Raw genomic sequence first — 26,508 nt, 5'->3', positions numbered from 1 at the left:
TGTATATCCGCGTTGCGAAATGTACATCCCTGCAGTCCGGTCATGAACCTTACTTATTCATCAGGCTTTTCCGATAGAACCGAACAGTTCCATCTTTGTCTTAACCGTCTCTTTGATCGCCTCAAAACCAGGTGCAAGAAGTTTACGCGGGTCAAATCCTTTGCCCTGCTGATCCTTACCAGCCTCGATATACTGGCGGGTTGCCTCTGCAAATGCCAGCTGGCACTCAGTATTTACATTAATCTTCGCTACACCTAAAGAAATGGCTTTCTTGATCATATCTTCCGGAATACCGGTACCACCGTGAAGAACCAGCGGCATATCGCCTACTTTTTCTTTTACGGCTGCCAGCGTCTCAAAGCTTAAGCCTGGCCAGTTTGCCGGATATTTGCCGTGGATATTGCCGATACCTGCTGCCAGCATATCAACTCCGAGGTCTGCAATCGCCTTGCACTCGTTCGGATCTGCACATTCGCCCATACCGATCACGCCGTCTTCCTCGCCGCCGATGGAACCAACCTCAGCCTCCAGGGAAATACCTTTCTCCGCGCAGACTTTGACTAATTCTTTGGTTTTCTCTACGTTCTCGGCGATCGGATAATGGGAGCCGTCAAACATGATGGAAGAAAATCCAGCATCGATACATTTGTAGCAGCCCTCGTAGGTGCCGTGATCCAGATGCAGCGCAACCGGAACCGTGATGTTCAGCTCTTCGATCATCGCTTTTACCATCGCAGATACTGTCTTAAAGCCAGTCATATACTTGCCTGCGCCCTCTGAAACACCTAAGATAACCGGTGAGTTCTGCTCCTGTGCCGTCAGTAAAATCGCTTTGGTCCATTCAAGATTGTTGATGTTGAACTGACCAACCGCATATTTTCCATCTCTTGCCTTCTGAAGCATTTCCTTCGCACTAACTAACATATACAAACCTCCTCGTTGTCTCTTTTTGATCTAACCAGAGTCTATTATATACCATAATTCAGTATTTGCCTAGCCTGTCAAAAAAATAACAGGCAATTATTTTAATATTTTGTAACTTTTACTGTAAAATCTCCGAAACAGTCTTCTCCATCTCCTCCGGATTGCACTGGCGGTTGTGACGGATCTCTGCCTTGCGGATCTCCTCGATCGCCTGCGGGATCTTCACGCCGGATGCTTTCTCCATCTCGTCGATAAGCTCGAACTCGCCCTTGCCTTCTTCGCTGCCGAAGATTGCCTCCATGACGCTGCGGGAGAATTTATATGGGCTTGCCGTCGATGCGATAACTGTCTTCTTGGTATCGCCTGTCTCCTTCACATAGTTATGGTATACGCAGGATGCAACGCCGGTATGCGTATCGATCATATAACCGGTCTCATCGTAGAGACGCTTGATCTCGGCTGCATTTGCCGCCTGATCGGCATAACCGCCGACAAAATCTGCCATGCGCGCACGCATCTCACCGGTAACCGAATATTTGCCATCTTTCGAAAGCTCTTCCATGCGTTTCTTGGTCTCCTCCGCATCGCAGCCGGTGGAGAGATAAATCAGACGTTCCAGGTTGCTGGAAATCAGAATATCCATCGACGGGGAAGAGGTCAGGATGAATGGACGGTTCTTGTCATATACGCCTGTCTTAAAGAAGTCGTACAGAACTTTATTGTCATTGGACGCGCAGATCAGCTTGTCGATCGGCACACCCATCTGTTTTGCAAAATAAGCCGCTAAGATATTGCCGAAGTTTCCGGTCGGAACGGTTACATTGATCTTCTCACCGTTCTCGATCTCGCCATTTTCAAGCAGTTTTGCATACGCATATACATAGTATACAACCTGTGGTACGAGACGACCGATGTTGATGGAGTTTGCGGAAGAGAGCTGATAGCCTCTGCCTGCTAATTCTTTGGCAAATTCTTTGTCACCGAAGATTTTCTTGACACCGCTCTGTGCATCATCAAAGTTTCCGGAAATACCGACAACGCTTGTGTTCGCGCCCTTCTGGGTCAGCATCTGCAGCTCCTGCACACGGCTGACGCCGTCCTTCGGGTAAAATACGATAATTCTGGTTCCCTCAACGTCTGCAAAACCAGCCATCGCTGCCTTTCCGGTATCGCCGGAGGTTGCGGTCAGGATCACGATCGTGTTCTCCGCATGGTTCTTCTTCGCCGATACGATCATCAGATGCGGCAGGATCGAGAGCGCCATATCCTTGAAGGCAATCGTGCTTCCGTGGAACAGCTCCAGATAATATGCTCCGTCTGCTTTGACAAGCGGCGCAATCTCTTCCGTATCAAACTTACTGTCGTAAGCGCGCTCGATACAGGTTTTCAGCTCTTCCTCCGTGAAATCAGTCAGGAACTGCTTCATAACTGCATAAGCTACTTCCTGATATGTTTTATGGGATAATTCTTCCAGGCTGCAATCTAACGCCGGGATATGATCCGGCATGAACAGGCCGCCGTCTGCTGCCAGTCCCTTTAAGATCGCCATCGAAGCCGTTACGTTGTTTTCACCGCCACGGGTACTGCTGTAATTGATTGCCATGATTTTCATCCTCTCTTTTTATCTTTCCCCGTCGTCCCCATCTTTGCAAAGGATGCCGGAGTCAAACTTTCTGCCATGTAAGTGTTCTGTGTGGTTTTGCAGTTCTCCCGCAAAGTTACGGAACCCCCTGCTCACTTTAGTTAAAAATTCTATCATACTTTATGGCACAGCGCAAGAAAAATTCCCCCCTTAATACGTGATCTTCCAGCGCCCAAACAATCCCTTCTTAAAATGGGAAAACCGCCGTGAAGCACTCTCATTTCCCATCTCGATCGCCTTCTGGTAGCACTGTGCCGCCCGCTCGAGATCTTCCGGGGATTCATTTTTCCGTTCGTAGATAAATCCAAGCTCATAGAGTGCATATCCGTCACATTCCGTCTGTGCCGCCCGCTCAAAAAGCTCCTTCGCCTTATTTTCATCGGCGGTGCAGCCTTCTCCCTTCATATAGAGATAGCCTAACTTGGATGCAGACTGCAGACTTCCGGCTTCTTCGCACCGGTTCAGCCACTCAAATGCTTTTGCATAATCGCGGTCTACTCCCTCTTCGCCCTGGAAATACAGGCATCCAAGAATCTCCATGCACTCTGGATTTCCCTGCGAAGCGCCTTTTTCGTACCAGGAAACTGCCTGCTTCATATCAATCTCGCCGTTCAGACCATCCCGATAGATATTTCCAAGCGCCAGACTTGCCTGTCCGTCCGTCTCGATCCCAGCTGCCTCCCGCAGAAGTTTTTCTGCCCGGACAGTGTCCTGCTCGTCGGACGGGCGCAAATACAGGCGGGCTAACGGAAGCGCCGCCTCTTTGATGCCTGCCGCATATGCTTTTCCATACCAGTAAAACGCTTTTTCATCATCACGCTCCACCAGTTCATCCTGATAGAACAGATTTCCAAGTTCTTCAAAGCTCTCCGCCTCGTTCCGCGCCGCGGCTCCTTCCAGCGCCTGGACGGCCGCCTGGATATCGCGCTCTGTGCCCTGTCCGTTTAAATACATCTGCCCCAGATACAGCATGGCGCGGGAAGACCCCTGCTTTGCCGCCGCATAGTCATATTGGAATGCAGCTTCCCAGTCTTCTTCCTGGCGGTAATGTTCCCCCATCTGGAAGAGTCCCCAGACCTCCCCGCTGGCGGCGCACTGATTCGCCCAGCGAAGTGCCTCTTTTTCATCTTTTTCCCGGTATGTACCATTCTGGCAGCATTTTCCCATCTTAACCATCGCCGGGATAATGCCGCCGTCCGCCGCCCGTTCGTACCAGAAGAGGCACTGCTCGCGGGCGCTCTCAGTCTGCGGCATATAATCGGCCAGATCTTCCCACTCAACTGCCTCGCCCATCTGCCACGCGGCATAGACATCGCCCATCTCAGCGGCATCCCGCACCTGACGGTAACTTTCCTCGATGGAATAACGTGCCGACTGCTTCATCTGTTCGTCATACTGACCGGCGCGCAGCGCTCCTAACACTGCCCGGGCACTTCCCGCCGAAGCCCCCCGCAGGTAACATTCATACGCTTTTTTCTCATTGAACCCGACAGCCCCGTCCCCCCAGCTGTAACAGTGTCCTAAAAAGAACCATGCTTCTGCATCGCCCGCATATGCCGCCTCTTCCAGCCAGGTAACTCCCTGGGCGTACATCGCATCGTTACACTGTTTCCAGATCTGGTCTGCACCTTTCTCACATAAGCCTGTCATCAGGATTGTCATATATCATTCATCCGCCTTCCACACGAAATTGTATCAATTAAAACTTTCTGCCTCCGCCGCCGTGCATCCTTCCGCTGCTGCCCTGATGTATGGTCGTCCTTCCAGCCGAACCGGCCGAAGCGCCCGGACCCGGATTTTTCGGAATCCGTCTGGTCACTACCGACCGGTTTACAAACTGCTCCTCATTTTGGACAAAATGCAGCGCACTGTCCGCCCGGTATGCCATATGGAAACCCAGCGACTGACGGTGTTCTTTCTGCATCTTATACTGGCGCATCACCGAAAAGCACGGGAGTGCCGCCACGATTGCAGCCGCGACCGCCGCAAACAGCACCTCATACCATTCCAGGGAATGTTTTTTCTCCTCGCGCACCTGCGTATACTGTCCCGCCGGAACGCCCATCTCCAGATAATTTTCGATGCTGTCGATCGCCCCCAGCGCGCCTTCCGCATAGTTTCCATCCGCCACGCTGTCATATGCCGCATCCAGCACCTTCTCTACCCGCGCATCCGTCAGCACTTTCATCGCATACCCGGTGGTAGAAACGTATATCTCCCGGTTGTCCATATCGATCGAAAGCAGAATACCACTCGCATCGTCCCCGACGCCCAGTCCGTGAGTGTCATAAAAATCATCGGCATAGCTTTCCGCCGATTCTCCCTGTGCGTCCTCGACTGTCAGTACCGCCAGATCGGCATCCTGTGAATCACGCACCTCATCGATCCGTGTCTCCAGCTCCTGCACTTCTTCCGCACTGAACAGTCCCGCCTCGTCGAAGACGCGCGTGCCTTCCGCCGCCCATATAGGGCTGACCTGTGAAAATGAAATAAATGCTGCAACAAAGAAGCATATAAAACCTTTCAGCCGTCCATATTTCTTCTTTTTCTGTGTGACTCCCGCATTTTGATTCTCTATCATATCAGGTATCCTCCCAGCAGCAAAAGTACAAACACAGGAATGAAAATCGTCAAAAACAGGCGCACCAGTTTTTTCGAATCAACCGGCAGGACGCCGCAGACCTTTCCATTTTCCCCATTCATCGCAAAATAGTACATCTGACCGCTCTTCGGATCCGGATAGGTCATCATCCACACCGGAAGCATGGCATAGTTCCATTTTTCCCCCGTGATGGTCTCCCGATGGTTCCGAATATCCACATGATCGTAGCCGGAGACGCTATTTTGCAGGGATTCTCTCGTATACTGCTTGATCTCCTGCTCAATCTCCTGTGTAAATTCTTCCTTTTCCCGGTCGCGCCGCTCCGCTCTAAATCCCAGAAAATAGCCTGCCTGAAACGGGCGCAGCTTCTTCATATCAAACGGAAGCACGGTCTCGGCAAGGCTGCGGTCCGCCTGCTTTAACGCGTTGCGCGCCACATCCTTGATAGGAAGCTCCGCCTTTTTCTCCAGATGGTAACGGCTCGTCTCGATATACTCGATCTCCCCCGCCACCGTCACGCGTTTCCGCAGCGCCTCCGCCTGCATCTCACCGGATACCTGACAGCTATACATCCAATATGGATAATAAATTCCCTCCAGATAGTCCATCTGACGCGGCGAGTAGAAATCATCCGGCACATACTTTTTCTTCTGAATCCAGTTTTTAAAGATTTCTTTTGCCTTTTTCTTGTCGATCTCAAACGGAATCAGACCGTCCGGGCGGTATTTACCGTCCAGACTTCCCGAAAGAACCACCGGATTGTGACAGTAACAGCAGTACGTGGACGCCGTCGTCTCCTGTGCCACAATCTCCGCGCCGCAGCTCGGGCAGGTATAGAGAACCATCTTGGACTCCGCCTGCTTCTGGCTCTCTATCTTTTCCGCTTCCGGCATTTCACCCGGCTTCGAAGCTTCCTCTGACTTTCTGGCTGCCTCTTCCATCTCTTTCAACGTCTCTTCCGTAAACGCTGAGAGGCAGTATTCACATTTAAATTTCTGCGTCTTCGGATCAAACACCAGCCCGCCGCCGCAGTTTGGACACTTATATGATTGTATCTCCATACGCCCTATGACCTCGGTTTTCCGCATTCAGAACAAAACTTACCTGTATTGACCGTTCCGCAGCTGCAGGTCCACGGACCGGCTGGTCTTGGCTTGCCGCACTCGGAGCAGAACTTTCCGTGGTTGACATTGCCGCACTCACAAGTCCAGGATTCCGCCGGAGCTGCCGCACTGCCCTGAGGCGGTGCATTCTGTCCTGCCGGTTGTGCATAACCGCCCTGTGGTGCCGCATCCATCTGTCCCGGCTGCTGTGCATAACCACCCTGCGGCGCTCTATTCGCCTGCCCCGGCGCATAACCGCCCTGCGGTGCCGCATATCCCTGCCGCGCCGCCTGCTGCATCTGCATCTGCTGCAGGTTGGACGCCGATGCGGCGCCCATAAATCCGCCGCCGAAGTTCATGCCGGCGCCCATTCCCATGAAGCCTGCCATCGCACCGCTTCCGTTGGAACCGGCTGCCTCAAAGCCGCGTGCCATCGCGCCCTGTACATACCCCTCGCGCACCGACGGGTCGCCGAGCATCGCGCCCTGATTCCGCATATTGATGAGTTTCTGCGATTCTTCATCATAGGAAATGCTGGCGATACCGACTGACTGGATCTCCATGCCACGCAGACGGTTCCACTCTTCATCCAGCGTCTCCGCCATATATCGTCCCAGTTCCCTGCCTTTGGAGGCTACAAAGGAAATCCGCACGCCATCCGCCGACATCTGGTTGATCGAGGTCTGCAGCGCTTCCAGGAACTCCGCTAAATACTGCTCATTGATGGAATCAATCTCCACCTGATCCTGATTTTTCGGAATAGCCTCCGCATAAAATTTCAATGGATCCGTGATCTTGATGGAGTAAGTTCCATGTGCGCGCAGAAACAGCTCGGAATTATAGAATAAATCAAAATAGTTGATCGGCGTCCGTGTGCCGAACTTGATTCCCTTGATCTCCTGGAGATTAATATAGTAGACCTTCTGTGCATACGGCGTCTGTCCGCCATAGCGCACACGGTTGAAGGATTCTTTCAGCGCATCGCCGAACTGTCCGTTAAACAGAGACGGCAGGGATGAATTCTGCACTGTATAATAACCCTCTTCCGCTGTATAATCAACGACCTTACCGCCGTCCACCAGCATCATAAACTGATTCGGGTACACATGGATCACAGAACCATTGGACACCGTTTCCGGCGTTCTCTTCCGGTTCTCCCCGCGGCGTGTCTGCACACCCGCTGAAAATACGGTCTGTTCCCCCATATTTTCCGGTTCAATCACTTCCAGCCACTGATCTGCCAGCCCGCCGCCGACCGCGTGTGCCGCTGCTCTGATAATTCCCATACTCTCTGCCTCCTTGTCCAAATTCATAGTCTCTCTGTTTTTCTGCTTTTTCTATCTATCGGTTATCCTTCCCTTTATTTTTCCCATGCCGATTCCATTTTCCCGGCGTGATCGCCCAGACTGCTGCCGCGATCAGCACCATCGCCAGTATACACTGCAAAATCAGGCTGCACGCCGTCCAGTGTGCTGTGATCGCATTGTCTGGAAATACGCCGAACAGCGGCTCGAACCATTTTCTCATGTCACCGCTTCCCGCCTGTCCGTTAATTACATTATAAAACGAGACAGCCGGATTGAAAAGAAAGAGATAGCGTAAAATGCCGGAACTTGCCATTTCCGATGCATTGAGATTAGATGCATACGAATTTGCCGCCCGGAGCGCCATCCGGTATGCAAACAGATTGACTGCCATCGTTCCCGCCGTCAGCGCCACCACCGTCACATAGGAGCAGACGGTCGATACCGTCGAGCGGCGCAGCACCGATGAATAAAAGATCCCGATACTGCCCGTTAAAATTGCCACAACGCCGTGGCACAGGAACAGCATCCCGATGTCCTGCAGCGTAACGCCCCCGTAGACAAATACGAGCGCCTGTACCGGAAGTGCCGAGACCGCCAGCACCAGCATCGTCACCAGCGAGGACGCCAGTTTTCCAAGCACCATGTCACGCGGCTCCATCGTGGTCGTCAGCATCAGTTCCAGCGTCTGGCGTTCCCGCTCGCCGCTGATACTGCTGGCAGTCAGCGCCGGCATGATGAAAAGCAGCATGATAAATTCGATCGAGGAGACGAACGTGTAGAGATCCAGAAACTGCGAATACTGGATCTCCGCCGTCGTCCTGACCTGTTCCGCCACCGAATACATATTAAACAGCGCCACCGCCGCCAGAATACTGTTAAAAACAAACAGAATCGCCATCATGCGAATGCTGCGGCTTCCGACTGTCATTTCCCTCCTAAATACCGGATTCCATCTCATGTTTCAGCACCGCCCTCTCTTCTTCATGTCCTGTGATCTGCATAAACAGTGATTCCAGGCTTCCCTTCTCGCGCATAAAGCTGCTGACCATCACATCCGCATCGATAAGCTGCTGCAAAAGCAGCGCCTCATCCTGCCGATCCCCCAAAAAGCCCAGCTTGATCTCATCCCCCTGCACCGCGATCGTCTGCACGCAAGGATGGCTTTTCAGGATCGCAAGCGCCTTTTCTTTCTGACTGAAAATCGAGATCAGAAGCGGATTGGACGAGTTGATCCGCGCAAAAATCTGATCCATGCTGCCCTGCAGGACCGTTCTTCCCTGCTCAATGATGCCGATCGAGGTACAAAGCTCTGACAATTCCGATAAAATATGGGAGCTGACGAGCAGCGTTTTTCCCTGATCGCGCAGTTCTTTCAGAATCGCCGTATACTCCACCCGGGTGCGCGGATCCAGCCCGGAAGCCGGTTCATCCAGGATCAGAAGATCCGGATCGTGGATGAGCGCCCGCGCCAGACAGAGGCGCTGCTTCATACCTCTCGAAAGCCCGTCCACGAAAAAGTCCTCTTTATCTTCCAGCCGCACCTGTTCCAGAAGCGTATGGCAGCGCGTCCGCGCCTGCAGCCCCGTAATTCCGTAGCAGGATGCAAAAAATTCCATATATTCCGATACTTTCAGGTTATCATATACTCCGAAGAAATCCGGCACATAGCCGATCCGCCGCCGGAGTTCTTTTCCGTCTGAGTAAACATCCAGTCCGCCGATCTCCACCTCGCCCTCATCGGGAACGAGAAGTCCCGCAAGAATCTTGAGCGTCGTCGTCTTGCCTGCCCCATTGGGACCCACGAATCCAAAGAGTTCCCCGTCCGCGACCTCCAGATTCAGCCCATCCAGCGCTTGAAAATTGCCATATCGTTTTCTGAGGTTTTTAATCGTCAGCATCACTCTCTCCTCCCTACGACATAGATTCTTGGAAGCTGGCTTTCCCAGCCATACTCTCCCGTCTGTTCCGGCACATATTTGACGGTCAATGTGTTCGACGGAGACAGGTACGGCGAAAGCTCCTTTGCCGAATACTCTGATTTCAGCTCGATCCGGTCATTGCGCCCGGTCTCATAGTTATAGAAATACATGCTTCCGGAGAAGGATGACATATACGGATAGAGCGGATTTTCCGAAAATCGCGGTGACAGAGTCTCAAACGTAAGCTTTTCAATGACAAGGTCACTTCCCAGCGAATATTCGACCGTCGCAGCCTCCGCTGTTTCCCCGCTATACATTGTGTTGTACGCCGCCTCATAATTTCCGGCGAGCACCGTTGGATCTTCCTCAAGCGCCGAACAGTAAAGTTTTCCGTCTTTTTCACGGTTCAGCGGGATTGACTCGGTCACCATGCAAAATCCTTCCCGAAGTGTCCTCGCATCCGCCAGAAAATCTTCCTCTCCCTGGAGCTTCCGGGTTGAAAATGCCACCAGGCACGCCTCAGACGGATTGCGCCCCGCGCCGGAATCCAGATAAAAGCTCAAAAGTCTCGTCCGCTCCTGCGCCTTTAAATAGTCCGGATCCTCAATCTCCGCTTTCTCATACTGATCTGCCCCGGTTACCATCTGTGCTGCCGCATACGAATAGCTGACCGGATAATTGCAGGTTTCCTTTCCATCCAGAGAAACCGTCTGCCCAGGCTCTAAACTTCCCAGCAGCACCGCTTTCCCATTGATGAGCAGAGCCGCATTCTCCAGCGGTTCCTCAAAACAGTTTTTTACCGTTCCCGACACCACGCCGTCAAAATAGGAAATATTTCCCTGAACGCCCATCGAGTCCGTTTTCTCCAGCTCACGACGCAGGGTAAACAGATTCGGTGAAAATGCGACCGTATCCCGCATTTTAATTTCGACCCGTTCCGGCTGATAAACAAAGTTTGTATGATACTCTTCCTCACCGGTAAAGCGCACCGCCGAAACCGCATCGTAATAGTAACTGCGCGTCATCGGGCGCACCTCATAGCCCGGCTTTAAGCTCACCGAATACGGCTTGTTATAAGGGCTTCGGATGTTCATATAAGTGGCTTCTTCCGCCTCTTCTCCCGAGGTATCCAGAATCGACGCATACGTCACAAACGGCTCCCGGAAGCGTGTCTTTACGCCCAGCGCATAAATAATGCCAGTAAACAAAAACGCCCCCAGTGTCACCGCCGGCAGATAATACCGGTAAATTCCTCGCCTTTTTAAGTAGAAATAGATGCCCGGACCGATCAAAAGCAGATAGACCACCACGATCACCGTATATGCCGCAACCTTCGGAAGCCGCCCCGCATTGCCGGTGTTGACCAGCCCCTGTACGCTGAAATACGAGCCCGAATAACCGTAGTAATCCTCCTGTGCCAGCTCGTCCACGGTATCACTTCCCAGCACCAGCGTATACAGCTTTTCAAATGAGGATGGATTGGTCAGACACAAATCGCTGATCGCATCCATCGAAAAGGCAGCTGCCACGATCCGCCCCTGTTTGCAGTTCGTATGGGATAACAGCGGGAACACTTCCCCCGCCAGCAGAGTGCTGCCGTTCTTCAGGTTCACATCGACGCATTCTGCCTGGATCTCCCCCGTCTGCTCGCCCGGTGCCGTCTCCCCGCCCAGACTGACCGGAACGGTTACCGCATCCAGATACGGCGGCTCCAGCACCTTCTCTGCAAACCTGCCATAATTTCTCGCACAATCCACACCGCCGCCAAAGAGGATCGTACCGCCGTCTTCCACCCAGCGCCGCAGCGCCTCATACTGGACATCGCTGAGCGAATCCAGGTCAAATCCAGACACAATTACCAGATCCAGCGGATCGTAACCCAGCCGGTCATCCGGTGCCTGCTCGGCATCCAGAAAAACCGCCCGCGTCCGAAGCGTCCCATATCGGATGCCCGCGCCGTCTAAATAAGAAAGTGCCTCCGGCGTATCCGTCAAAATTCCGATATAACTCTCCGCAACGTCCTCCTCAGAACCAAGTTTCAGACGTTTCCGGATGACCGTTTTCCCGTTTACATCCTGTACCGATACAAACATCTGATCCGCCCGCACACCCAGCGGGATATAATATTCTTGTTCAAACTTCTCCCCCGCTGCCAACGATAACGGATAGGAATACTGGTACGCCTCCAGACTGGACTGCGCGGTCAGAAACTCCAGCGTTCCCTCAAACGGCGCTGTATCATTATTCAGAAGGACCGTTACCCGAAGGTAACGGTCGCTCTTTGCCGTATTGTCAAATCCATAGGAAACATCCATCGACAGCGGCGCATCTGCTTCCTTCTGTGAGGCATATGCGTACCCTGCAGGAAGGCAGAATAGTGCCATCCATCCGATCAATATCGCAAAAAAGAACTGTATTCCCCTCTTTTTCTGCATCCTTTCTCTCCCTATCTTTCTAATGTACTATCGGATTCTTTCCCACACTCGCCTTTACGGCATCTGGAAATTTTCCCTGTTGATGTCAAAATTCGTCCGCAGGCGCACCGTAAACACCGTTCCATTCAGATCGCTCGTTACCTGAATCGTGCCGCCGTGCATATCGACGATATTTTTGGCGATCGCCAGACCTAACCCTGTGCCGCCCGTGTTGGTCGATCGCGACTGTTCCACGCGGTAGAATTTATTAAATAAAAGAGGCAGCTCGTCCGCCGGAATCACGTAGCCGTAGTTCGTCACCGAGACGGTCACGACCTCTTCCTCCGCATGAATCTGCACCAGCACCCGTTTTCCGTCCGCACCATACTTGATCGCGTTATTGATCAGGTTGTCAAAGAGGCGCGCCAGAAGATTTCCGTCTGCCGTGATAACCTTGCCCGGGACATTGCTCTGCAGCTCGTAGGAGAGGTTTTTGTCCTTGAAGCTCGGATAAAACTCCTCCAACAGCTGGCTGAGCAGTTTAACGATGTCCACCTTCGACACGTGCATTGCCACTTTTCCATAATTCATTTTAGTAAAACCAAACAAATCTTCGATCAGTTTTTCCAGACGTTTCGATTTTGCATAGGCAATATCAATATATTTTTTCTGCATTTCTGCAGGAATCTCCACCTTGCCGGACAGAAGTTCAAGATAGCCGATGATCGAGGTCAGCGGTGTCCGCAGATCGTGTGCCACATTGGTAATCAACTCGTTCTTCGTGCGCTCCGCCTCGCGCTCCTTGTCCATCAGATTCCGGATATCCCCGACCATCTTATTTAAATTGACCGCCATCGCCGTAAACTCGTCGTCGCCCCGCACCTCGATCGCCGTATTCAAATCGCCCTCGGAAATATTCTGAATCGCGGACGAGATCCGGCTGATATAGCGCATGGACCGCTCCTGGAGGGCAAAAAAAGTGACTGAGAAGATCGCGATGCCCGACAGAAGATAGACAAATGCCATCAGTGTCTCTGTCTCCGTCAGGCGCAGGAAAAAAGAATCCCGGTACCGCGTCTCCCGCAGATAGCTGCTGATCATCGAAACATTGGCAATCAGAAACACCTCCACCAGGCATGCCACCACGGTGCTGTAAACGATGTTCATGACCATCCGTGTCCGGAATCGGCGACTCATATCTTTTTTATTTTTCAATTTTGTATCCTACCCCCCAGACCGTTGTAATGATCTTGTTCTGTCGGGTGTCCTCCTTCATCTTGCCGCGAAGCCGTCTGATATGTACCATAACCGTGTTATTTGCCTCGTAGACTTTCTCATTCCACACCTTCTCAAAGATTTCATCGGTGCTGAAGACCCGCCCCGGATTGGATGCCAGCAGATACAGAATGTCAAATTCGATCGGCGTCAGCTTGATCTCCTCGCCGTACACCGTCACTTTATGATTATCTTTGTTGATCGTGAGTCCCTTGATCGAGATCTCATTTTTAACCTGGTTTCCTGCACCGCTCTGCGGATTTAACTGCGTGTAGCGGCGAAGCTGTGATTTGACGCGCGCCGTCAGCTCCAGAGGGTTAAATGGTTTCGTCACGTAATCATCCGCGCCGGTTCCCAGTCCCAGAATCTTATCCAGATCCGCTGAGCGCGCGCTCAGCATGATGATCGGGATATTGTTCGTCTCCCGGATCTTGCGGCACATCTCCAGACCATCCATCCCCGGCATCATGATATCGAGAAGCACCAGATGAATCGTCTCCTTCTCCAGAATCTCCAATCCCTCTAACGCATTGGATGCTTTATATACTTTATAACCATCACTGACCAGATAAATCTCCACCAGATCGGCAATCTCTTTCTCATCATCCACCACCAGAACGTGTATTTCAGACATAAAAAAACCTCCCTCATATGTAATGCAGGTTCCCGGTATCTCTATGCGAAATACCAGACGAATATACCTGTTTCCAGTTTACCATATGGGGAGGATTTATGCTTTAAAAATTTATTACATTTTTGGAGAATTTTGCTTATCTGCGAACTGCAATTTCTTTATTGTTCCAGCGGAATAAACACCCTCATCGCCGCCGGATCCTGCTTTTTTCCAGCTTCCTTCGCCGCCTGTACTGCCTCCGCACAGAAGGTATCCTGCGCGCAGACCGGCTCTTTGCCGCGGCGGTTGCGTTTAGCGTAGGTTCCGTCCGGTCTCAGGTACTGCGCCTTGACATTGTCGGCAAGCTGTACCTCTAAGATGTGACAGATGCGTGCTTTCAGCTTCTCATCCTCAACCGGGAAGAGAATCTCCACACGACGGTCGAGGTTTCGCGGCATCCAGTCGGCACTTCCCATGAAAATCTGCGGTTCACCGTCGTTCTCGAAGTAGAAAATACGGCTGTGCTCAAGGAAATTTCCAACGATCGAGCAGACCGTTATATTCTCGCTTAATCCCGGAATCCCGGCGCGCAGACAGCAGATGCCGCGGACGATGAGTTGTATTTTTACCCCCGCATTGGACGCCTCGTAAAGACTCGCAATGATCTCACGGTCGCACAGGGAGTTCATCTTTGCCACGATCCGCGCTGGAATACCTTCGCGGGCGTTGCGCGTTTCCCGCTGGATCAGGCGCAGAAAACGTCCGCGCAGCCACAGCGGCGCCAGCGACAGCTTGTTCCAGCCAAGCGGCTCCGAATAACCCGACAGCATGTTAAAGACTGCAGTCGCATCCTCACCGATCAGCGGATCACAGGTTAAAAGACCGCAGTCGGTGTAGAGTTTTGCCGTCGAATCGTTGTAATTTCCAGTTCCCAGATGGACGTAGCGGCGGATGCCCTCTTCCTCGCGGCGCACCACCAGCGTGATCTTACTGTGTGTTTTCAGCCCCAGCAGACCGTAGATAACGTGGCAGCCGGCTTTTTCCAGCATCTTCGCCCAGAGAATATTGTTTTCCTCGTCAAAACGGGCTTTCAGCTCAACCAGAACCGACACCTGTTTTCCATTGTCCGCCGCTTCGGCGAGCGCCGCGATAATCGGGGAGTTGCCACTGACACGATAGAGTGTCTGCTTGATCGCCAGCACCTCTGGGTCGCGGGCAGCTTTCTTGATAAAATTGACGACCGGCTCAAAAGTCTCAAACGGGTGGGTCAGCAATATATCGCCTTTGCGGATATTGGCAAAAATATCATCCTCATTCATCAGCGCCGGAACCGGCTGCGGCGTGTACGGCGGTGTCTTAAATTCATCAAAGCCCGGCAGACCGAACACCTTCATGAGGACGGTCAGATCAAGCGGTCCGTCAATCTCATAGATCGCGTGCCCGCCAACGTGCAGCTCCTTTTTGAGGATGTCTAAGAGGCGCTTGTCCGCCTTTTTCTCGATATCCAGGCGGATAACCTCGCCCCACTGGCGTTTCTTGAGCTTCTGCTCGATCTCCTTGAGCAGATCCTCCGCCTCATCCTCGTCGATACTCAGATCGGCATTTCGCATGACACGGAACGGATGACAGCTGATAATATCATAATTTAAAAACAATTTGTCGATGTTCCGCTCAATGACTTCTTCCAGATAAATGATAGATTTGCCCTCCTGGCACGGCAGCTCCACCACGCGTGGAAGCCCGCCCGGCACGCAGACCATCGCAAATTCCAGCTCGCCGTCTCCCTTTTTCTTGCGGACCAGCGCGGCGATATTTAACGATTTATTGTGAATAAGCGGGAACGGGCGGGAGGAATCAACCGCCATCGGCGTGAGGACCGGGTAGACCGATTCCTCAAAATACCGATCAACGTACACCGCTTCTTCCTTCGTAAGCTTCTCATGCTCGGTGACCACGCGCAGACCGTGCTGTTTTAAGAGCGGCAGGAGCATCCGATTGTAGGTCCGGTACTGATTCTCAACCAGCTCATGCGTTTTTCCATCGATCGCATCCAGCTGTTCCTGTGCCGTCATACCCGCAATATCCCGCTTCGTATAATTGGCGTGAACCATGTCCTTGAGGGATGCCACGCGGACCATGAAAAACTCATCCAGGTTCGACGCCGTGATGCTTAAAAATTTCAGGCGTTCAAACAGTGGGGTCGTCTTATCGCGCGCCTCACCCAGAATCCGGTAGTTAAATTCCAGCCAGCTCAGTTCACGGTTTACATAATTTTCAGGTTCTCCGTATTTCAACACTGCATCCGACATCCTTATACCCCTCTTTTCTGCCTGAGTACAGGCCGTATTCCAAAGACTTCCTCAAAGAAATCTGCCTTCTGGTCAAATGAATACTGCTCCAGCACGATACTCTCCGGACAGTCCGTCGTAATCACCAGACTGCCGTTCCGCACAGCGATGCGGCTGTCGCTCAGCTTCTGGCGGTGGCTGCGGTCCATCGAATTGGCCAGACGCAAAATTGCCGTCAGCTTCGCAATCAGGATCGTCAGCTCTCTCCGGGAGGTTCCAAGCCCCGCATACTGGGACAGATCCGACTCCAGGATGACCTCATCGTAGGCATATTCCTGAATGTTGTAGCGCACGATATTGGCTACAACCTCGCGCTCCAGATGGGAAATTCCGATGATCTCCGTATCCATGATGATCTGGTACGAGCTTTCCGAACCGCGCGTGATGCTGACAAACTTGCCGCAGTCATGCAGGGTCGCTGCGATCTTTAAAAGCAGGCGTTCCCGCGCTCCCAGACCATGGTATTTTTTCGTTGCATCAAAGATCATCTCCGCCGACCGCTCTACCTCGCGCACATGTGCGCCGTGGCAGCGGTAGCGCTTCGCCATCTGGCGCGCCGTTGAGAGAATATCTGCCTCAAAATCATGATGGAAGCGGACCAGACGGTTTTCCTGTGCGTACTCTGCCGCGATACCATCGCAGAGTGTCGTCCCCGGTGCCCAGATATAGGAAGCACCCGTCATGTCTAATACCTTCCGGTAGAGAATCGCACTTGGAATCAGCACTTCTGCGTAATCCTGCGGCAGCTCATAGCGCTCCTGAATCTCCTCCGAGGACATTCCAATCAGCTTCTCGCAGAACACGCCAAATTCCTTTGCCGTGAACCGCGCCCCGCCTTTTTCATGCATACCGCGGCTGATCATATAGTTCATTGTCTCGCCGGTCGCAATCAGCGTCTCGATCTGATGCTCTTTTAAAAATATCTTCCGGAATGTGTATAATTCATTTTCTACCAGCTCGTCGATGATCGCCGGGATCTTCCGGTAATCGACGCGCCAGTGTGCTGACATTTCGCTTAAGCGCAGCACGCCGAGCAGAAGGTTCTGCGTCGATACCAGTACCTCCTCATTAAAGAGGGAGATCTGGGTGCTTCCGAATCCGACATCCATTAGCGCCGCGCCGTTTTTCACGGTGCGCTGGAATTCTTCCTCCCTGGCTGCAACGGCTTTATAACTCTTAAAACGAAGCTCCGAGTTGTTCATCGTGCGGACCCGGAGTCCGGTACGCACCAGAATCCGGTCCAATACCATCTGGCTGTTCCGCGCCTCCCGAAGCGCACTGCTCGCAAATGCCCGGTAATCCGATACCCGGTATGTTTTCATCACTTCCCGGAACTTATTCAGGACCTCGCACATTTCCTCCACGATCTCGTGGCTCAAACGTCCGTCATTGTACGTGTCTTTGCCAAGCGCCAGCGCATGGCGCACATGATCAATCTCGCGGATTCCGGCGGAAGCAGAAATCTCGAAAATTCCCAGCTCCAGTTCGAAGGAACCCACATCAATAGCGGCAAAGGTTTTAACGGTCATATTACTTGATCTCTCCTTTCAGCTTGCTGCGTAAGTTTGCAATAAACTGGGTGGCAGTACGTCCGGACAGCCCGCCGTGGCTTAACTCCCACTTGTTGGCTTCCAGAAGCAGATCTGCCTCCGGCATATGGATGTGGTATTTGTCTGCCAGTACGCGGACGATGTTCTGGAATTCTTTCTTGTCCGGTGAGCCATAGTAGATCGTGACGCCAAAACGCGCAACCAGGGACAGTTTTTCCTGCACCGTATCGTTGGAGTGCAGATCGTCGTCCAGCTCGCGCTTATCGCTGAATTTTTCGCGGATTAAGTGACGGCGGTTCGATGTCGCATAAATCAGGACATTCTGCGGCTTAATGCCGAGACCACCCTCAATGATTGCTTTCAGATATTTATATTCCAGCTCATATTCCTCAAAGGAAAGATCGTCCATATAAATGATAAATTTGTAGTTGCGGTCTTTGATCTGCTCCAGGACATCTGACAGTCCGCGGAACTGGTGCTTGTACACCTCGATCATGCGGAGTCCGCGGTCATAATACTGATTTAAGATCGCCTTGATACTGGATGATTTACCAGTACCGCTGTCACCGAAAAGCAGGCAATTGTTTGCCGCGCGCCCCTCGATAAATGCCTCGGTATTCTCAATCAGCTTGGCTTTCTGCAGCTCATAGCCGACCAGATCGTTCAGCTCGATATGTTCCACGCGCGTGATCGGCTCGATATCGACCTGCTTTGCCTCGTCATCCATGATAATATGGAATGCTTTGTTAAGACCAAACTTGCCGACACCAAATTCTTTATAAAATTCGGTCACGATATCCTGAAATTCCTGATCACTCTCCGCATTCTCCAGTGAAACCGATAATTCAACGATCCGGTCGCGGATGCGGTGGTTGAACGCCTTGCTGTTTTCCAGCGCATTTTCGTAATGCTTCATCTCCGACCAGATGCCGTTTTCAGCCTCGTCCAGACGGGCAATATCCAGGGAAAAAAGCTCTCTGACCTGTGCAAAATCGTGACGGGCAAGCTCGCTTAAGCTGCCACCGACCGGTCCGATGATCTCGCAGGATGTGCTGTAGGCATTTTCATTGTTTGCCATGCAGAACGCCAGGAAACAATGCCACAGGTTTCCGCGGAATCCATAGGTCACTGCCAGATCGATGAGCTGGCTCGCGCATGCATACGCATCCGGGCGTGCCCCGCCTTCCTCTGGTTTTAAGAGGCTGCACATATCGTCAAATAACTGCTGATACCGCAGGTTGCGGTATAAAATCATCGTATTTTTTCTTCTTTCTTCCATCATTTTGCCTTTCCGGTTACCATCACATTCTTTTGCGGCACTTTCGGTTCCAAAAATGCCTCCCGCGGACAGTAACCCATTTCATCTTGTCCTAAGCTAAAGAGTCTAGTAATTTCCTAATATTTTTACATTTTTCGCTTCGCGCATGATTCCGTACAGTGCATTCTGCACACCGGCATCCTCCAGGTTTCCCTCGATGTCCACGAAGAAGCGGTACTGCCAACTCTCCTCCGGGATCGGGCGGGACTCGATCATCCGCATATTGACATCATTGAAAATAAAATTGCCGAGCATGCTGTACAGCGTACCGCTGCGGTGCGGCAGCTCGAAGCAGAGGCTGATTTTCTCCGCGCCCGCCTGATAGACGCGCTCCTTCGCCAGAATCAGGAAACGGGTCGTGTTGTCCGGACAGTTGTTGATCGGACCTGCCAGCTTTTTGAGTCCGTAAATCTCTCCTGCTACCTCACCTGCGACTGCCGCCTGTGACGGATCCTTCTCATCGCGTACCTTCTGTGCCGCCACAGCATTATTTTCCATGCTTAGCTGCTGCCAGTCGTGCTGGTTTAAGAAGTCGCTGCTCTGCATCAGCGCCTGCGGATGTGCATAAACACGCTTCACATCGGAAAGTTCCGCATCCGGTGTGCCAAGCAGGTAGTGGTGTACCGGCAGAAATGTCTCCGCCACAATCACATTGTCGTATTTTAAAAGCAGATCATAGTTGTCCGTCACGGCACCGGCGGAAGAATTTTCAATCGGGAGCACCGCAAAATCAGCTTTTCCCTCCTGAATCTCCACCATCATATCCTCGAACCGGCGTACATGATGGATATCCGCGTCTTTTCCAAAGAACTGCAGCGCCGCCGCATGACCGTAAGCGCCCTCTAATCCCTGGAACACCACGCGTTTTCCGGCTGTTTCAAGCTTCTCCACCTTATGGAAGCCCAGATCCGGACCGCCGACGCGCCCTGCGATCGTCTGATACTGATACCGGCGGCTCAGCGTCATCATCTGCAAAAACAGCTCGGCAACCGCCTGCTTGTTGAACTCGCCCTCTGCCATCGCCTGAACTGACTCGATCTTCTGTTTCTCACGTTCGGCATCGTAAACCGCCTTTCCGGTCGCGATCTTATACTCTGCCACCTCGCTGCAAAGGCGCATTCTCTCCTCAAATAACTTTTCTATCTGGGTGTCAATCTGATCCAGACGCCCTCTTATCTCCAGCAAATCCATCTCTTAGTTGTTCTCCTTTTCCATCTCTGAAAGCATCCCTGCGATCTTTTCTCTCGTATATGCGCCGACAAACTTCCGGTTCTCCGGATCCAGCTCTTTCACGATGAACGGCTCGCCGAACTCAATCACGACATGGCTCGGACAAATAAGCGGAATATGCTTCTCAAAGACCTCCGCTGTTCCCTTGATCGCCACTGGAACAACCGGACAGCCAGATTTCTCTGCAATCTTTAAGCTTCCCTCTTTAAATGGAAGTAGATCGGAAAGCTGTTCATTTTTATTGCGGGTTCCCTCCGGAAAAATCCAGACAGAAACGCCGCGGCGCACCTTCTCGATCCCCGCCAGAATCGTTTTTAAACCTTCTTTTATATTATTCCGATCTAAAAACAGACAGTTGACATTGAGCATCCATTTTGACAAGAGCGGAATCTTCTCCATCTCTTTCTTTGCCACAAATCCCATCAGTCCCGGAACCGTCGTATAGCCGACCAGGATATCAAAATAGCTCCGGTGGTTTCCAACATAGAGCACCGGGCGATCCTGCGGAATATTTTCATATCCGCGCACCTCTACCGTCACACCTGCCATTTTGAGCAGTTTTTCAAAAATATTACGCACCATCTGGGTGCTTTCTTCCTCCACTGCGACCGGATCTACCTGTCCCTGTTTATCCATACGGTGCAATGTGCCGATGGAACCAACAAGGAAGCTGACGATCGTTCCTACTATCTTTATCGCGCGAAACATACTGATACCTCTCTTTTCTCTTGTATCTGTCCGAAACCGTCTGGTTTTTATCCTGCTATTTTCATTTCCAGACAGACAGCTTTACTGTCTCATTATATAGAAAGAAGCAGGGTTTTACAAGACTTTCCTTGTAAGACATCCTGCCTCTCTCTATTATCTATGGATTCACAATCTCCGTCTTTCCGCTGGTCAGCGCTTCCACCTCGATTCCACCTATCTCGCACAAGATTCCCCCATAGCTTTCCAGTGTATCGCTGTAATACACGCTGTAGATAGACACATCCTCAGAAATCTCTCCATCCAGATAGTTTTCCAGCGGATTTTCTCCCCGATCCCGGAAAGAACCACCCAGATCCATCATCAGCTCCCAGCTTTCCGGATGAATGTCCTGCTCATCCAAATCATGCAGATACATCCAGAGCGCCGTGCATAGAATCCTCGCCTCGGCTTTCGCCCGCACTTCCTTCGCTTTCTGTACCTGTCCGGACATGATCGGGATCGAAACTGCAACGAGAATCGACACAATCCCGGTCACAATCAGCAGCTCTGCCAGCGTAAAGCCTGACCGTGCCCTAGCGGAACTGGTTCTTTTCTCTGTCATAGGTATATCCCACCGCCTGCAGCTTCTTCTCAAGCTCCGACCGTTCTGTATCAAACGCACTGCATAATTCATCTAAATCCGGGTAAAAATCTCTGAGCTGTGTGTTCACAAAGCTCAGGCACATAATCGGATCGTTCGGTATTTTTCCTGCCATCTTTTTCCCTTTCTGTCCTTTTATTCATACTCAAACGTAACTGTCACATAGTAACCGCGGTCATTTTCCTCGATCGCCTTTACCACGCCGTGATCGGCGGGAATCCGATCATTCAGCTTAAAAAGCCCCGACATCGCCACCGCCGGTTCAATCATATAATTGACATTAAACGGCGTCACCGACTCCGTCACCTCTACTGTCTGTCCGACTTCTACCAGTCCCGGACGTTCCATTTTAAATACAACATCTCTTGTCACGCCGTTTTTCCTCTTCTTTCTGGTCTGATCCCCGATTCTGGCTGCCGGCATATCCTCCCATCGTGCCTCTGATTTCAAAATTTTTTTTACACGAACCATAACCGCCAGCTTACCAGTTTTCTAGTATACGGCACTTTTTTCCTTTTATCAACTGCGCCCACATAACCTACCGTTCGTTTTTTTCACGCGCCATCCGCCGCAGCTGCCGAAATCCAAGCCATGCCAGTAAAAGCAGCAGCAGACTTACACTGATCGTCAGTCCGTAGTGAATCCACCGTCTCCAGAACGGAAGCGGGAGGTTTTCCACCGGCGCAGTCTCTATTTCCACCAGAGTTCCCGGATCCGCTTCTATTTCTGTCATCTCTTCCACATCCGGTTCCGCTTTTTCATACTCCATCCGCCTCCGGTAACGCTCATATGCCGGAAGTCTGACCGTTCCCCCGTACACTGCCCGGCAGTCCCATACGCGGCGTTTTGCCTGTACCGCCGCATTGCGGCACCAGATGCCAGCCTCATCCTGATAAGCATCTCCCTCCCAGCTTGCCGACTCAATCTGCACCTCATCCTCCGATAGCCCTGCACTTGCAAGCAGTTCTTCCCTGCACGCCTCCAACGGCGGCACTTTTTCATCATGCATCACGACAGTTCCACCCAGCCGGTATGTGTCCGCCCCGTATTCGTGAAATACGACCGAAATCTCAAATCCATCCTGCCAGTGTTCGTTCTCATAAGAGGTTCTTTTCAGATCCAGCATAACCGATACCGTCTTCCGGCTCTCCCGATCCTCCACCTCCATCGGCGCTCTCGCCGGGATCTCCTGTTCCCGCGTCACGGATGGATAGACCATCTCCCCCGAAACCTCCCGCGTTCTGCCGCGCACCGGCACCGCCTCTATCTCTGTCCCCACAAGCCGATAGGTAATTTCCCCCTCTTCCAGATATTCTTCCGGCGCTTCTGGTATCTCAGCCTCTTTCAAATAGGAAGAAGAATAACGGATCCGCCGTTCTCCCACCTTATCTTCCTGTGCGTAAGCCTGTCCGCCGGTGCCCTGCAGGCACAGCAGCACAAATGTCAGCACTGCCAGCCTCCAGCCATATCTTCTGTCTTCTCTTTTCCCCATACATTCTCCCTTTCTGCCATTCCCCGGCAAATGTCTCCTGCCAGCCGAACCGCATTCTTTCGTAAGCACGTTCTAAATTTCCGTACTCCTCTCTCAACCTTCTCCATCCTTTCTAAAATTGTTATTGTTCACGCATACGTGCCACGTAACGGAATTTGCCGTGGCTTCGCATTAAATGAACAGTAACCTGAAATTTTCTGTCCTGAGTTTAAATCAGCATAAAATACCGCATCACACACAAATATCATTCAAGATATAAGATGCCATGTTTTCTAAATGCCGATATGATACTTATATTCAGCACCACGAAATCATATGACTGCTTTTTTGTTTCATAGGACGCAGTTTCCCCTGAAACAAAAAATGCATTATGAAATTTCATAAATACCCGGATATTTCTGTGAATCACAGATGCCCTCTTTGCGGGCAGAATCATCGAATGCCGTCCGGAACCGGACTTTGAACTGCATCGTACCTTTATTATAGTCTGCCCTATCTCAAAATACAATTTATAAATCGCCCTCGCGGTATTTTCTACAAAAACACCTTTTTATCCAGCATTTACTTATAAGTGTTATACAAAAAATCGAATACGAGTTTCTTTTTGGTACGGCAAAATGACTTGACTGGACAGCAGATTTTAGGTATACTTGCATATAGGTACATTTTACAAAATAAGAGCGGAGGAAATTAAACTATGAAGTGTCTTATCATTGACAAAGTATACGCTGGTATTGCTGAAGAACTCAGCAAATACATGGAAGTTAAAACTGCAGAGAATCTGCCGTCCACCAAGGATCAGTTATTAGCTGAAATCGGTGACGTAGACGTTCTGATCATGCGTGTAGATCCGAAGATCGATCAGGAGATCATCGACGCTGCTAAGAACCTGAAGGTTATCGGCGTTTGCTCCGTTGGTCTGAACCACATTGATATGGACTATGCAAAATCCAAAGGAATCCAGATCTTCAACGCACCGGGCTTAAACGCTAACGCAGTTGCAGAGCTGACCATTTCCAAAATGTTAGATATCTCCCGTGGTACTTTCACAGCTAACTACGATGTAAAAGTAAAACACGAGTGGAACAAATATAAATTCGAAGGTCGTGAGCTTCGCGGCAAGACTCTGGGCGTTATGGGCTTCGGTCGTATCGGTAAGAGAGTCGGCGAACTTGGCCGTGCATTTGGTATGACTGTCGTTGCTTACGATCCATTCCTGAAACCGGAAGATTTCGAGAAAGAGCATGCAACTGGCATGTCCGTAGACGAGATGTTAAAGGTAGCTGATTTCGTATCTATCCACGTACCGCTGACACCAGAGACAAAGGATCTGTTCAACGCTAAGTCCATCGCTGAGATGAAGGATGATGCAGTTGTTCTGAACATGAGCCGTGGTGGTATCGTAAACGAGAAAGACATGTACGAGGCTCTGAAAGCTGGCAAGATCGGCGGCTACGCAGCAGACGTTATGGAGAACGAGCTGGCTGGCAGCGGTCTGACAGGTGATGATACATTCGCAAGCCCGCTGTTCGAGTGCGACAACTTCATCGTTTCCCCGCACATCGGTGCTCAGTCCGTAGATGCTTCCAGAGACATCGGACTTCACATCATTTCCAAGGTAAAAGAGGCTCTTTCCCTGTAATCAGGAAACCAGTCTTATACTCATATAGGAAATCCTGCGGAAATCGTTCTGCAGAAACTGCATAAAGACAGGAACCGGATGATACTCTCGCCGGTTCCTGTTTTTTTGTTTCATAGGAAACTACTGGAATACCACTGGTTCCTCCAGCAGTTCCGTCCGCAGCACAATATACGGATACGACGGCTCTTCCCCGGTCGGCTCGCTTCTCTCCGGTCCTTTTAACTCGGTCTTGACGATGATCGAATTGTCCGTCAGGTACAACTCCGGAACCGTAATGCTGTAGCCGCCGGTCTCCTGCTTGCCGTACCCGGCAGCTATGTAGAGGTCATTTCCGCTTGTGTAAGTCAGGCGGAAGGAATCGTTCTTCTTTTCTTCTATGATCTGCGCCAGCTCCTGCGGCGTCTCATCGGGACCTATGACGGCAAATTCCAGATCCCGCAATTTTTCTGCCTGTTTTTCACCGCCGCATGCAACCGCATAGACCCCCGCCAGAAAGATTCCCATCACAGCCATAAGGCTTAGAAGCCATTTTTTCCTGCTTTTCTTACTTTTCATCAAATAAAAAACCTCCCGCTCCCCTGCACGCAGCCACGCGGCAAAATGCTTTGATTTACTGCATTTTATGAAGCGGAAGGTTGTGATATTCAATCTTTTTTCCTTTTTCCCTGGCATACGCCAGCAGCCGGTCGTTCGCCGCCGCCCAGCCCCCATACTGCCTGCGGCACGCTATCACGCACTGGCACGCATCCAGACATTCTCTGGCTTCTTGTTCCTTTTCCTCTGATATTTCTTCAAATGCGGGGACTGCAATCAATCTGGACGCCAATGTACAAGCCGCCGGATAATCTAAGTCGGCTTCCGATACGATCCCTGCCGCAAACGTGGTTCCAGCTCTCTGAAGCTGCCAGAAGACAGCGCGCCCGCTTCCTCCTCCTGCCAGCACAAACACCTCTGGTGCCCCCTCCGGACGTGGAAGCTCCATACTGCCGCCTGTCTGACGGAAGCGCCCTTCCTCGACCTGGAAAAGCTCGGAAAGATGTTCCGGAGTCAGCATCTCTTCCGGGCGTCCAAACTGACTTTCCTGCCCCGGGCTGACGCACAGCACCCAGTCAGAGACGCGCTCGGCCAGATCAAGTTCATGAATGGATAAAATGACTGCCACCTTCTTGCGGCGCGCCAGCTCCTGCAAGACCGACATAAATTCCAGCTTATAACGGATATCCAGATAGGAAGTCGGCTCATCGAGAAGCAGCAGTTCCGGCTCCTGACAGAGCGCCCGCGCCAGCATCACCCGCTGCCGCTGACCGTCGCTGAGCGTCTGGAAGTCCCGCTCCCGAAGCTCTGATACCTGCACTGCCTCCATCGCCTCATCAACTGCCTTCCAGTCCTCCTCCGAGAGGACACCAAACCGCCCCGTGTACGGATAACGCCCGGCTGCCACAACATCCCGGCAGGTCATCCACTCTGCATGGACCTTTTCCGTAAACATGACCGCCATCCGCCGTGCGCGCTCCGTTCCCTTCATTCCCAGAAGGTCCGCGCCGTCCAGGTAAACCGCACCTCCCAGAGGGGGAAGCTGCGCGGCGACACTCTTTAAAATGGTCGATTTTCCGGCTCCATTCGGTCCGACTAAAGTCAGGATCTCACCCTTCTTTATCCCGATCCGGACTGGATTTAAGATCTGTTTTCCACCGTATCCAACCTGTAAGTCCTCTGTATAAAAGTAGATCTTCTCCTCAGTTTCTGGATTCATGGTATTTTCTCCTCTGCTGCTCTATGCT

At 51.6% G+C, this 26,508-nt stretch carries 23 protein-coding genes; 1 reads left to right on the top strand and 22 read right to left on the bottom strand.

What is annotated here, in order from left to right:
* Positions 1-60: 60 nt before the first annotated feature.
* The 20 genes from fba to PUQ60_RS04455 form a co-directional block, all read right to left on the bottom strand.
* Positions 61-924, bottom strand: a complete 864-nt coding sequence (fba, locus tag PUQ60_RS04550) for a class II fructose-1,6-bisphosphate aldolase (protein WP_022360285.1) — start codon at positions 922-924, stop codon at positions 61-63.
* Between the two features lie 118 nt (positions 925-1,042).
* A complete protein-coding gene (thrC, locus tag PUQ60_RS04545) occupies positions 1,043-2,527 on the bottom strand; it encodes a threonine synthase (protein WP_273378915.1) in 1,485 nt (494 codons plus the stop codon).
* Positions 2,528-2,716: 189 nt separating this feature from the next.
* Positions 2,717-4,228 (bottom strand): SEL1-like repeat protein, encoded by a 1,512-nt coding sequence (locus PUQ60_RS04540; protein ID WP_022360287.1) that lies wholly within the window; start codon positions 4,226-4,228, stop codon positions 2,717-2,719.
* 37 nt (positions 4,229-4,265) lie between these two features.
* Entirely contained in the window at positions 4,266-5,147 is an 882-nt protein-coding gene (locus PUQ60_RS04535; RefSeq protein WP_273378913.1) for a TPM domain-containing protein, read from the bottom strand.
* Complete coding sequence (locus tag PUQ60_RS04530) at positions 5,144-6,229, bottom strand: TFIIB-type zinc ribbon-containing protein (RefSeq protein ID WP_273378911.1); 1,086 nt, start codon at positions 6,227-6,229, stop codon at positions 5,144-5,146. The genes PUQ60_RS04535 and PUQ60_RS04530 overlap by 4 nt, the downstream gene beginning before the upstream one ends.
* A gap of 5 nt (positions 6,230-6,234) precedes the next feature.
* A complete protein-coding gene (locus PUQ60_RS04525; RefSeq protein WP_118468366.1) occupies positions 6,235-7,557 on the bottom strand; it encodes an SPFH domain-containing protein in 1,323 nt (440 codons plus the stop codon).
* A 55-nt stretch (positions 7,558-7,612) separates the two neighbouring features.
* Positions 7,613-8,506 carry an ABC transporter permease subunit gene (locus PUQ60_RS04520; protein WP_227589753.1) on the bottom strand — a complete coding sequence of 298 codons (894 nt, stop codon included), beginning with the start codon at positions 8,504-8,506 and terminating at the stop codon, positions 7,613-7,615.
* Positions 8,507-8,513: 7 nt separating this feature from the next.
* Positions 8,514-9,476 (bottom strand): ABC transporter ATP-binding protein, encoded by a 963-nt coding sequence (locus tag PUQ60_RS04515; protein WP_107001433.1) that lies wholly within the window; start codon positions 9,474-9,476, stop codon positions 8,514-8,516.
* Positions 9,476-11,932, bottom strand: a complete 2,457-nt coding sequence (locus tag PUQ60_RS04510; RefSeq protein WP_273378905.1) for a hypothetical protein — start codon at positions 11,930-11,932, stop codon at positions 9,476-9,478. Before PUQ60_RS04510 ends, PUQ60_RS04515 begins: the two co-directional genes overlap by 1 nt.
* Before the next feature lie 54 nt (positions 11,933-11,986).
* Positions 11,987-13,126: a HAMP domain-containing sensor histidine kinase gene (locus PUQ60_RS04505; protein ID WP_337367366.1), complete on the bottom strand. Its 1,140-nt coding sequence runs from the start codon at positions 13,124-13,126 to the stop codon at positions 11,987-11,989.
* Positions 13,116-13,820 (bottom strand): response regulator transcription factor, encoded by a 705-nt coding sequence (locus tag PUQ60_RS04500; protein ID WP_022360295.1) that lies wholly within the window; start codon positions 13,818-13,820, stop codon positions 13,116-13,118. The genes PUQ60_RS04505 and PUQ60_RS04500 overlap by 11 nt, the downstream gene beginning before the upstream one ends.
* Positions 13,821-13,978: 158 nt before the next feature.
* The gene (locus tag PUQ60_RS04495; RefSeq protein ID WP_117796048.1) at positions 13,979-16,108 is read right to left on the bottom strand and encodes an RNA degradosome polyphosphate kinase; all 2,130 of its coding nucleotides are present in this window, start codon (positions 16,106-16,108) and stop codon (positions 13,979-13,981) included.
* Between the two features lie 2 nt (positions 16,109-16,110).
* A complete protein-coding gene (locus PUQ60_RS04490) occupies positions 16,111-17,676 on the bottom strand; it encodes an HD domain-containing protein (protein ID WP_273378899.1) in 1,566 nt (521 codons plus the stop codon).
* 1 nt (position 17,677) lies between these two features.
* Positions 17,678-18,976, bottom strand: a complete 1,299-nt coding sequence (locus tag PUQ60_RS04485) for an ATP-binding protein (RefSeq protein ID WP_273482852.1) — start codon at positions 18,974-18,976, stop codon at positions 17,678-17,680.
* A gap of 105 nt (positions 18,977-19,081) precedes the next feature.
* Entirely contained in the window at positions 19,082-20,206 is a 1,125-nt protein-coding gene (locus PUQ60_RS04480) for a bifunctional chorismate mutase/prephenate dehydratase (RefSeq protein WP_273378896.1), read from the bottom strand.
* A gap of 3 nt (positions 20,207-20,209) precedes the next feature.
* Positions 20,210-20,953, bottom strand: a complete 744-nt coding sequence (locus PUQ60_RS04475; protein WP_118538551.1) for a lysophospholipid acyltransferase family protein — start codon at positions 20,951-20,953, stop codon at positions 20,210-20,212.
* Positions 20,954-21,110: 157 nt separating this feature from the next.
* Positions 21,111-21,554, bottom strand: a complete 444-nt coding sequence (locus PUQ60_RS04470) for a type II secretion system protein (RefSeq protein WP_273378893.1) — start codon at positions 21,552-21,554, stop codon at positions 21,111-21,113.
* Entirely contained in the window at positions 21,526-21,708 is a 183-nt protein-coding gene (locus tag PUQ60_RS04465; protein ID WP_022360303.1) for a DUF4250 domain-containing protein, read from the bottom strand. The genes PUQ60_RS04470 and PUQ60_RS04465 overlap by 29 nt, the downstream gene beginning before the upstream one ends.
* Before the next feature lie 20 nt (positions 21,709-21,728).
* Complete coding sequence (locus tag PUQ60_RS11450; RefSeq protein WP_337636924.1) at positions 21,729-22,064, bottom strand: hypothetical protein; 336 nt, start codon at positions 22,062-22,064, stop codon at positions 21,729-21,731.
* Between the two features lie 67 nt (positions 22,065-22,131).
* The gene (locus PUQ60_RS04455; protein WP_273378888.1) at positions 22,132-23,085 is read right to left on the bottom strand and encodes a hypothetical protein; all 954 of its coding nucleotides are present in this window, start codon (positions 23,083-23,085) and stop codon (positions 22,132-22,134) included.
* Positions 23,086-23,782: 697 nt separating this feature from the next.
* On the opposite strand from PUQ60_RS04455, the gene PUQ60_RS04450 reads away from it, so the two are divergent.
* Positions 23,783-24,727, top strand: a complete 945-nt coding sequence (locus tag PUQ60_RS04450; protein WP_022360306.1) for a D-2-hydroxyacid dehydrogenase — start codon at positions 23,783-23,785, stop codon at positions 24,725-24,727.
* 120 nt (positions 24,728-24,847) lie between these two features.
* Here PUQ60_RS04450 and PUQ60_RS04445 read toward each other — a convergent pair whose 3' ends face one another.
* Both PUQ60_RS04445 and PUQ60_RS04440 read right to left on the bottom strand, forming a co-directional pair.
* Positions 24,848-25,282 (bottom strand): protease complex subunit PrcB family protein, encoded by a 435-nt coding sequence (locus PUQ60_RS04445; RefSeq protein ID WP_022360307.1) that lies wholly within the window; start codon positions 25,280-25,282, stop codon positions 24,848-24,850.
* Between the two features lie 55 nt (positions 25,283-25,337).
* A complete protein-coding gene (locus tag PUQ60_RS04440; RefSeq protein ID WP_118570281.1) occupies positions 25,338-26,480 on the bottom strand; it encodes an ABC transporter ATP-binding protein in 1,143 nt (380 codons plus the stop codon).
* Positions 26,481-26,508: the final 28 nt, after the last annotated feature.

This window comes from Clostridium sp. AF02-29 (assembly GCF_934835585.1).
Classification (GTDB): domain Bacteria; phylum Bacillota; class Clostridia; order Lachnospirales; family Lachnospiraceae; genus Otoolea; species Otoolea fessa.
The sequence above is the reverse complement of the archived record's forward strand: the minus strand, read 5'-3'. Positions and strand labels throughout refer to the sequence as shown.

Excerpts from the sequence above, each read along its gene's own strand:
- fba (WP_022360285.1), bottom strand. The coding sequence starts at position 924 with ATGTTAGTTAGTGCGAAGGAAATGCTTCAGAAGGCAAGAGATGGAAAA.
- thrC (WP_273378915.1), bottom strand. The coding sequence starts at position 2,527 with ATGGCAATCAATTACAGCAGTACCCGTGGCGGTGAAAACAACGTAACG.
- PUQ60_RS04540 (WP_022360287.1), bottom strand. The coding sequence starts at position 4,228 with ATGACAATCCTGATGACAGGCTTATGTGAGAAAGGTGCAGACCAGATC.
- PUQ60_RS04535 (WP_273378913.1), bottom strand. The coding sequence starts at position 5,147 with ATGATAGAGAATCAAAATGCGGGAGTCACACAGAAAAAGAAGAAATAT.
- PUQ60_RS04530 (WP_273378911.1), bottom strand. The coding sequence starts at position 6,229 with ATGGAGATACAATCATATAAGTGTCCAAACTGCGGCGGCGGGCTGGTG.
- PUQ60_RS04525 (WP_118468366.1), bottom strand. The coding sequence starts at position 7,557 with ATGGGAATTATCAGAGCAGCGGCACACGCGGTCGGCGGCGGGCTGGCA.
- PUQ60_RS04520 (WP_227589753.1), bottom strand. The coding sequence starts at position 8,506 with ATGACAGTCGGAAGCCGCAGCATTCGCATGATGGCGATTCTGTTTGTT.
- PUQ60_RS04515 (WP_107001433.1), bottom strand. The coding sequence starts at position 9,476 with ATGCTGACGATTAAAAACCTCAGAAAACGATATGGCAATTTTCAAGCG.
- PUQ60_RS04510 (WP_273378905.1), bottom strand. The coding sequence starts at position 11,932 with ATGCAGAAAAAGAGGGGAATACAGTTCTTTTTTGCGATATTGATCGGA.
- PUQ60_RS04500 (WP_022360295.1), bottom strand. The coding sequence starts at position 13,820 with ATGTCTGAAATACACGTTCTGGTGGTGGATGATGAGAAAGAGATTGCC.
- PUQ60_RS04495 (WP_117796048.1), bottom strand. The coding sequence starts at position 16,108 with ATGTCGGATGCAGTGTTGAAATACGGAGAACCTGAAAATTATGTAAAC.
- PUQ60_RS04490 (WP_273378899.1), bottom strand. The coding sequence starts at position 17,676 with ATGACCGTTAAAACCTTTGCCGCTATTGATGTGGGTTCCTTCGAACTG.
- PUQ60_RS04485 (WP_273482852.1), bottom strand. The coding sequence starts at position 18,976 with ATGGAAGAAAGAAGAAAAAATACGATGATTTTATACCGCAACCTGCGG.
- PUQ60_RS04480 (WP_273378896.1), bottom strand. The coding sequence starts at position 20,206 with ATGGATTTGCTGGAGATAAGAGGGCGTCTGGATCAGATTGACACCCAG.
- PUQ60_RS04475 (WP_118538551.1), bottom strand. The coding sequence starts at position 20,953 with ATGTTTCGCGCGATAAAGATAGTAGGAACGATCGTCAGCTTCCTTGTT.
- PUQ60_RS04470 (WP_273378893.1), bottom strand. The coding sequence starts at position 21,554 with ATGACAGAGAAAAGAACCAGTTCCGCTAGGGCACGGTCAGGCTTTACG.
- PUQ60_RS04465 (WP_022360303.1), bottom strand. The coding sequence starts at position 21,708 with ATGGCAGGAAAAATACCGAACGATCCGATTATGTGCCTGAGCTTTGTG.
- PUQ60_RS11450 (WP_337636924.1), bottom strand. The coding sequence starts at position 22,064 with ATGGTTCGTGTAAAAAAAATTTTGAAATCAGAGGCACGATGGGAGGAT.
- PUQ60_RS04455 (WP_273378888.1), bottom strand. The coding sequence starts at position 23,085 with ATGGGGAAAAGAGAAGACAGAAGATATGGCTGGAGGCTGGCAGTGCTG.
- PUQ60_RS04450 (WP_022360306.1), top strand. The coding sequence starts at position 23,783 with ATGAAGTGTCTTATCATTGACAAAGTATACGCTGGTATTGCTGAAGAA.
- PUQ60_RS04445 (WP_022360307.1), bottom strand. The coding sequence starts at position 25,282 with ATGAAAAGTAAGAAAAGCAGGAAAAAATGGCTTCTAAGCCTTATGGCT.
- PUQ60_RS04440 (WP_118570281.1), bottom strand. The coding sequence starts at position 26,480 with ATGAATCCAGAAACTGAGGAGAAGATCTACTTTTATACAGAGGACTTA.